The sequence below is a fragment of the Frankia sp. CoWAU3 genome (assembly GCF_977971855.1).
The window spans coordinates 3,718-9,863 of the sequence record NZ_CDWWXB010000141.1 but is presented as its reverse complement, the minus strand read 5'-3'; the positions used below and the strand labels follow the sequence as shown (position 1 = coordinate 9,863).

6 protein-coding genes, 1 tRNA gene and 1 pseudogene are annotated in these 6,146 nt (G+C 69.5%); 4 read left to right on the top strand and 4 right to left on the bottom strand.

Annotated elements, in window-relative coordinates:
* From AC08ON_RS12780 to AC08ON_RS12765, 4 genes and pseudogenes are all read left to right on the top strand, one after another.
* A pseudogene (locus AC08ON_RS12780) lies at positions 1-267 on the top strand (integrase); the annotation flags it as partial.
* A gap of 105 nt (positions 268-372) precedes the next feature.
* Positions 373-461: transfer RNA gene (locus AC08ON_RS12775), tRNA-Ser, on the top strand.
* A gap of 965 nt (positions 462-1,426) precedes the next feature.
* Entirely contained in the window at positions 1,427-1,792 is a 366-nt protein-coding gene (locus AC08ON_RS12770; RefSeq protein WP_476609116.1) for an FDXHR family putative zinc-binding protein, read from the top strand.
* Between the two features lie 341 nt (positions 1,793-2,133).
* Positions 2,134-2,724 (top strand): hypothetical protein, encoded by a 591-nt coding sequence (locus tag AC08ON_RS12765; protein WP_476607607.1) that lies wholly within the window; start codon positions 2,134-2,136, stop codon positions 2,722-2,724.
* Positions 2,725-2,776: 52 nt separating this feature from the next.
* Here AC08ON_RS12765 and AC08ON_RS12760 read toward each other — a convergent pair whose 3' ends face one another.
* The 4 genes from AC08ON_RS12760 to AC08ON_RS12745 all read right to left on the bottom strand — a co-directional run.
* Positions 2,777-3,199 carry a DUF3817 domain-containing protein gene (locus AC08ON_RS12760; protein WP_476607608.1) on the bottom strand — a complete coding sequence of 141 codons (423 nt, stop codon included), beginning with the start codon at positions 3,197-3,199 and terminating at the stop codon, positions 2,777-2,779.
* Positions 3,199-3,702 (bottom strand): hypothetical protein, encoded by a 504-nt coding sequence (locus tag AC08ON_RS12755; protein WP_476607609.1) that lies wholly within the window; start codon positions 3,700-3,702, stop codon positions 3,199-3,201. Before AC08ON_RS12755 ends, AC08ON_RS12760 begins: the two co-directional genes overlap by 1 nt.
* A 315-nt stretch (positions 3,703-4,017) precedes the next feature.
* Positions 4,018-4,950 carry a hypothetical protein gene (locus AC08ON_RS12750; protein ID WP_476607610.1) on the bottom strand — a complete coding sequence of 311 codons (933 nt, stop codon included), beginning with the start codon at positions 4,948-4,950 and terminating at the stop codon, positions 4,018-4,020.
* A 658-nt stretch (positions 4,951-5,608) separates the two neighbouring features.
* A partial coding sequence (locus tag AC08ON_RS12745) for a sigma factor-like helix-turn-helix DNA-binding protein (RefSeq protein ID WP_476617046.1) occupies positions 5,609-6,146 on the bottom strand: 538 nt, incomplete at its 5' end.

Genomic DNA, 6,146 nt, shown 5'->3' with positions numbered 1-6,146 from the left:
AGAGGAGGTCAAACGTCGGTGTGGAGGCGGGCTCGGGAGGCGGTCCTCACGCCCGCGCAGGTCGCATCACCGCTGGGCAGGACGCCGTACGATCTTCGGCATAGCTGCATCTCGGGCTGGCTGATGGACGGGGTCAGCGTGCAGCAGGCTGCGGAGTGGGCGGGTAACAGCCCTGCCGTGATCTGGCGGACGTACGCGCGGTTGCTCGACGGCGGGGAGCAGGAGGCGGTGCGTCGGCTGGCTGCGGCGCGGCGGGCAGACGGCTAGAATGGGAGGCGTGAGGGCGCCTACCGGGCGCCCTTCGGCGTTTCTGTACCGTGTCTGTATCGGGCCGGAGGAGAAATGTTACGATAGGATTAAAAATACACCTCAGGAGGGCTCGCCTAGTGGCCGATGGCGGCGGTCTTGAAAACCGCTACGGGGAGTGATCCTCGTCGTGGGTTCGAATCCCACGCCCTCCGCTTTACCAGGCTTTTTGTCGCCGGAGACAGCTGGCCACGATCAGCCTGGAACACCTGAAGATCCTTGTGGGCACGAAATGGGCACGCTGGGACGTGACCGGGGATCGCAGCCACCGTCCCCGCTGCCTTCTGCCTCGCTGAGTGCAGCAGGTGGACATATAGCGTCCCTGTGATGGCTGTCGAGCGGGCCCGGCGGATGCGGGCTCGGCGGGAAATGTGGAGGGTGAGCGACGGTGTGGAGACCGTGAACCGTGACTGACCCTCCACGCTTCAGCCGCCTCACGAAGCGCACTTTGTGGGTAGGCGTGTAGGAGCGGGAATCTCTCCAGGAGAAGCTCGTCGCGCGGGGGCCGCAGTCGCCCGCAGGCCGAACCCTTCTGAGCGGGACTGGGCCTGCTTCGCGGGACTGGGCCTGGTCGACTCCGATCCGATGTACGGATCCTGCACCATCGGCCTCGGCGACAGGCAGGAACTGCTCATCCGGTTCCGCACCGACGGGCACGTGGCCCGCGCAGCACCATCGGGCGACTCGGAATGGAGCGGCCGGTCTCGATGAAACTGATGCGTCAGGCGGAACTGTCGGCTCGCAACGCCAGTCCGAGCTGGCTGATCCGGCGTCGCTCCCGCCACCCTCGCAGCAGTGCGCCGGCACTCACGCCCTGGATCCCCTCGCCGCCAGCCCTGGCGATGGCGTCCGTCCTGCGTTCGACCATAGCCAGTCTAGTGATATTACTGTGTGTCAGTAGTTATTTTTTGCCTGCCCGGCGATGTTCCAGGTGCCGCTCGGCCCGGCACGGTTGTTTCCGGCGCGGGTTCCCGCCGGTGGTCGGCCTTCGCCGATGACGACCCGTCCGGGCGGAGCGCTCTGGTTCGCGAGCTCCGGAAGCGTTGCCGCAGGACAATCACCCTGAACACTCGACAGCCGGTTGCGTGACGCTTGTGCAGGTCTGCGACAGGATGGCCGGGTGCCTCCCCGTCGGTCGACATCCCCTCGCGCGATCCCGGCCGCCATCACCCCACCTCGGCGTCCACGCGCGGTTTCCGTCACACTCCGTTCCCCAGATGAACAAGCCATCCAGCAGGCGTTGCCGATCCAGGTCTCTCGTCGCCGGCAGCCCGACAAGACAGTGCATATCCCGGTCACGGCCAGTTGTGCCGGCTGCGAAGAGCGGTGGACCGATCCGGCCACGACCCATTGCGGGTCCTGCCACCAGTCCTGGCCGACGGTGCAGGGCTTCGATGAGCATCTGGTCGATTGCCCGGCTCATCCGGTGATCGCGACTCGTCGGGTCAAGCGGGAGCGTGAGCCGTCGGGCGCCAACGTGGCCTAAGTCCGTCCTCCCCCCGTGACCGCGGTCTTCCTCCGCATGCGGCCGGTTTCCGCCGGACGTCTCGGTCACGGGCGATCGGCGGCCGGTAGGCGGCCGAGGTGTTTTCGAGCCGCCGTCCCGGCCGAGCCCGGATCATGACGGTGAGACCCGGCACCGAAGGTCGGAACCACTCGGCGATTCCGTGCAACGGACCGGTGAGGCGGGCGAGAAACTGCTACGTTCCGGCGCTGGAGTACCCGTGAACGCCGCCGCACCGTGTCGATCATCCGGCCGGGAGTCCGTCCGCGCCGTGCGTCATCGGATCGCGGATCGAGGATTGCGGGCTGAGGATGGAGGAACGGATGACGGTCTGCGGATTGGTCCGGCTGGACGGGGCGGAGGTCCGGCGGGCGTCCCTGACCGCCATGCTGGCCTCATCGTCGTTTGGGCTGCCCGCCGCACGCGGTGTCCACCTCGACGGAGCATTCGGGGCGGTGACCGCCGCGGACCTGCGGGCGGACCCGGCTCCGCCGATCGCGGTCGACGACGCGGGGCTCGTGGTGATCGCGGATCGTCCACCTCGCCGTCCCGAGGGAAACGAGACGGCCCGGATACTGGCGGCCGCCTACCGCAGCGGCGGCAAGTGGGCGTTGCTCCGGTCCACCACGCGGACGGTGACGATCGTCTGGGACCCGCGGCGCGCCCAGCTGGTCCTCGTGCGACCCGCCAGTACGGCCGACGAACTGATCACCTGGTCGGACGGGCGCCTGTTTGCCTTCGGTACCGAGGCTGACCAGGTGCTGTCCGCGGAGATACTCGCTCCGCCCTCCCGGTTGGCCCGGCTCCGGCGGCTCACCGCCGGTGAGGTCCTGACGATTGCCGTGCCCGCCCGTCTCCGCCGACCCGCACCGGCTGCGCTCCGCCTGGCCGGAGTCGACTCGGACGTGTCCTGAGGCGACGTCTCCCGGCGCCGGCGCTCTGCGTGGACTGCGTGGACTGCGTGGACTACGCGGGCTTCACGGACTTGGCGGGTCCGGTGGCCGGGCCGGCCGGAGCCGCGGCTGCGGACAGCTGGCTCTTCCGCACAAGGAACGTGACCCGCCGCTCGGCGAAGAACGACAGGAACGGGATGGTGCCGGCAAGCATGATCAGGATTGTCCGGGTCGAGGACAGCCGGCAACGGTTCGCCAGATCGAAGGAAGCGGCAAGGTACACCATGTACAGCACACCGTGGATCGGGCCGACGGCCGCGACGATCGTGTCGCTGCCGCCGATGTACTTCACCGGCATGCCGATGCACACCAGCACGATCAGCCCTACGCCGACGATGTAGGCGATGGCCCGGTACCGCAGCAGGGATGCGCGAATCGCTGTCGTGGAGGCACGTCCTGTGGTGGCCGTACGGGTGGGGTCGGGCAATGCCGTCATCAGCGGGCTCCGTTGATGTGCTTGAGGGCGTCCCGAAGGGCGTCACGCTCGTACAGTGAGGCGAGATAGCGGTTGTAGGCGTCGAGTTCGTCGTCCTCGGCGGACTGCTCGGCGGCGCCGGTCGTCAGCATTTTGGGGCCCCTGTCGAGATCCGGTCGCCAGGGCGCCTCGGGGGCGATCCGGCCGTGGGCACCCCACCGCGGCCCGGTGGTGTCCTTGGGTGCCAGATCCTCCTTCATCATCTTCACCCACCAGTACACGACGAAGGCGGCGAAGACAGGCCACTCGACCCCGTAGAAGAGGTTTTGCAGCGATCCCTGCGGGGATTCGCCCTTCGTCAGCTGCCAGATGCCCATGCGGATGAAGAATGCGATCAAGAGGAGCGCGAGGAGATGACGCGCGATCCACGAGGGTGACAACAGCAGCCGACGCACGAGGTTGACGCTACCCCTCCCCGGCCGGTCGGCGTAGGGCGCGTGGCACCTTCCCGCGACCGGGCTCACACTCGGACCGGGGCGCCGGGTGGCGTGGGAGAGGTCGCGAGGGGCTGGCCGACCTTGGCCGGGCCGGCCAGCCCGCGTGCCGCCGTCGACGGCCGCTTGGCGACCCGTCCGCCGGGCTGGGGGGGTTAGCCGGGGAGCGAACGGGCCGAAACACCGCCGGACCTCCTGGCGCGGGGGGCCGGTATGGCGTTCATCTGTCAGTCGTCCGACGGAGGTTGACTGGTTGCCGTCGTTGTGAAGATTTTTCTTCCGCATGGTTGCCTGTGGTTCCGCATGGTCAAGTGCAGACCCCGGAACCGGCGTAGACCCGCGCCGTCAGCGCAGGACTGCGGCCGCCAGCGTCCAACCCGATGTGCCCCCGCTGGAGATGGTGACCGACGTCGTGCCGATTCCGGCCGGCAGCCCGATGCTCACCACTCCATCGGCCGAGCCGTCGGCGATCGGTGAAGGCAGGGTCTGGGTGAAGGTCTGCGTGCCGCCGATGGAGGTGACGATGATCTGCACCCGCCCGGAACCGGATCCGAGGAGGACGTCCAGGGTGAGCGGAGACTGCGAGACGAAGACCGTCAGCCGGGCCGAGCCCTGCAGGGACAGCCGGTCGGTGTCATCCACACCGGTCGCGACCGGTGTGCCCTCCGTCCAGTCGAATCCGGAGGATGACGGCACGGACGTGCCCAGCAGGGTGCCGGTGTCGATCAGCGGCATCACGATGGCGGCCCGGTTCTGCACACCGTCCCACGAGCCCCCGAACAGCACCCAGTCGAGAGTGCCGGGCCCCGGAAGCCGTACCCGTGATCCACTGGGGAAGGGGGCGACGGTGCTGGTGTAGATCTCGCCGCCGATGCCCGCGAACGTTCCGCCGGGCAGGGAGGATCTGCTGTCACCATGGTTCGCGGACGGTCCTGTGGACGGTCCCGCGGACGGTGACGGTGTGCCGCCGCCACCGCTCGCGGACCCCGGGTCCGCCGGGTCCGGGCCGGTGGACCTCCGTGCGGCGCTCGCATCGCTCGTCGCGTCCGGGACGGCGGCGCTGACCCCGGATGTTCCGGCGGGGCTCGACCTGGCCGGTTCCGGTGGAACCGCCGCAGTGGCCTGGGGCGACGTGACCGGCGTCCGCACGACCGGAGACGTCGTGACCAGCGTGGCGGACGGCCGCGGCTTTGCCGTGACGGTCGTCGTGGGCGGAGCCGGGGAGTTCGGTCCCGACGGCCCCAGCAGGGCCAGGGCCGTCAGGGCCGTGATGCTCATGATGGCGAGTAGCGCTCCCGCGATCGTGCCGCGTCGGGCGACCGAGCGCCGCCGGGAACGGGGCCAGTGGTGGGACCGGGGGAGCCGGTCGGGGCTGGTAGACCGGCTGGATCGGCGCCGTCGGCTCGATGGGGTCTTCGCGATGGTACGGCCCAGGCGGTGCTGCCTGGTGATGATCCGCCCATCCCCGGTCCGGGTGCCGGAGCCGATCGAACCAAGCGGTCTGAGTGGGCTGTTCGCGCTGAGTGGACTGTTCGCGCCGACAGGTCCGATCGGGCCGAGGGGGCGGATGATCGTGCTGCTCAGGGGAGCATCGACCGCCGCCGCGACACGTCCGCGGATGCGATCGGAGTCGGGGTGGTGCCGACCCATCTCGGCGCTCAGCATGCCGCGGAGTCGGTCGGGGAACGGAAGCTCCCCCAGGTCGCCGCCATGACCGTCGCCGCCGCGGAACTCGCCGACGCGATCGGCTGACCCTCGACCATCCGCGCTCGGGCTGCTGGTTTCGCGGTCGCCTGTTCCGTGGTCGCTGATCACGCGGTCACCCGTCTCCGGAGCGGAGGGACGGCAATCGGCCGGAGGCTCGCCGCGCCGCGCTGCCGCGCCACCCTGCGCATCATGATCGGGCTCCTGGAACCCCGGGCGCCTTCTGCGTCATCTATGCCTCGCCGACTCGCTGCTGCCACCAGGGCCATAGCTTGACGCGGCCGAGGCGGGCGAACGCCGACGGGCTCGGACCCGCCGGTTTGCCGGACTGACCACTGCCCCGCTGCCGTCCCAGGCGACCCGAGCCCGACCGGGAGCCATTCATCCGGGAACTGCCCGATCGGGATGTGGCGCCGCGTGATGTGCCCGGCCGACCGGACGCTACCTGTGGCCTCGGCACCTCCGCGGCACCGGCCGGCGGCAGCTCGGTGTTCTGGAGAATCCGCTCCAGTTCGGCGACTCCCTTGGCGGTCTGGCTCTTCACCGTGCGGACAGAGATACCCAGCGTGCGAGCCGTCTCGATCTCCGACAGGTCGAAGGCGTAGCGGAGCACGACACAGGCACGTTTGCCCGGCGGCAGTGTCATCAGCGCGGAGCGCAGATCCATGACCGCGGGGAGATCGGGTATCCGCGCCGACTGGTCGGCTCGCTGACCAAGGAAGAGCAGCCCGCGTCGCTCGCGGACGACCTTCCGGACCCGGTCGGCCGCC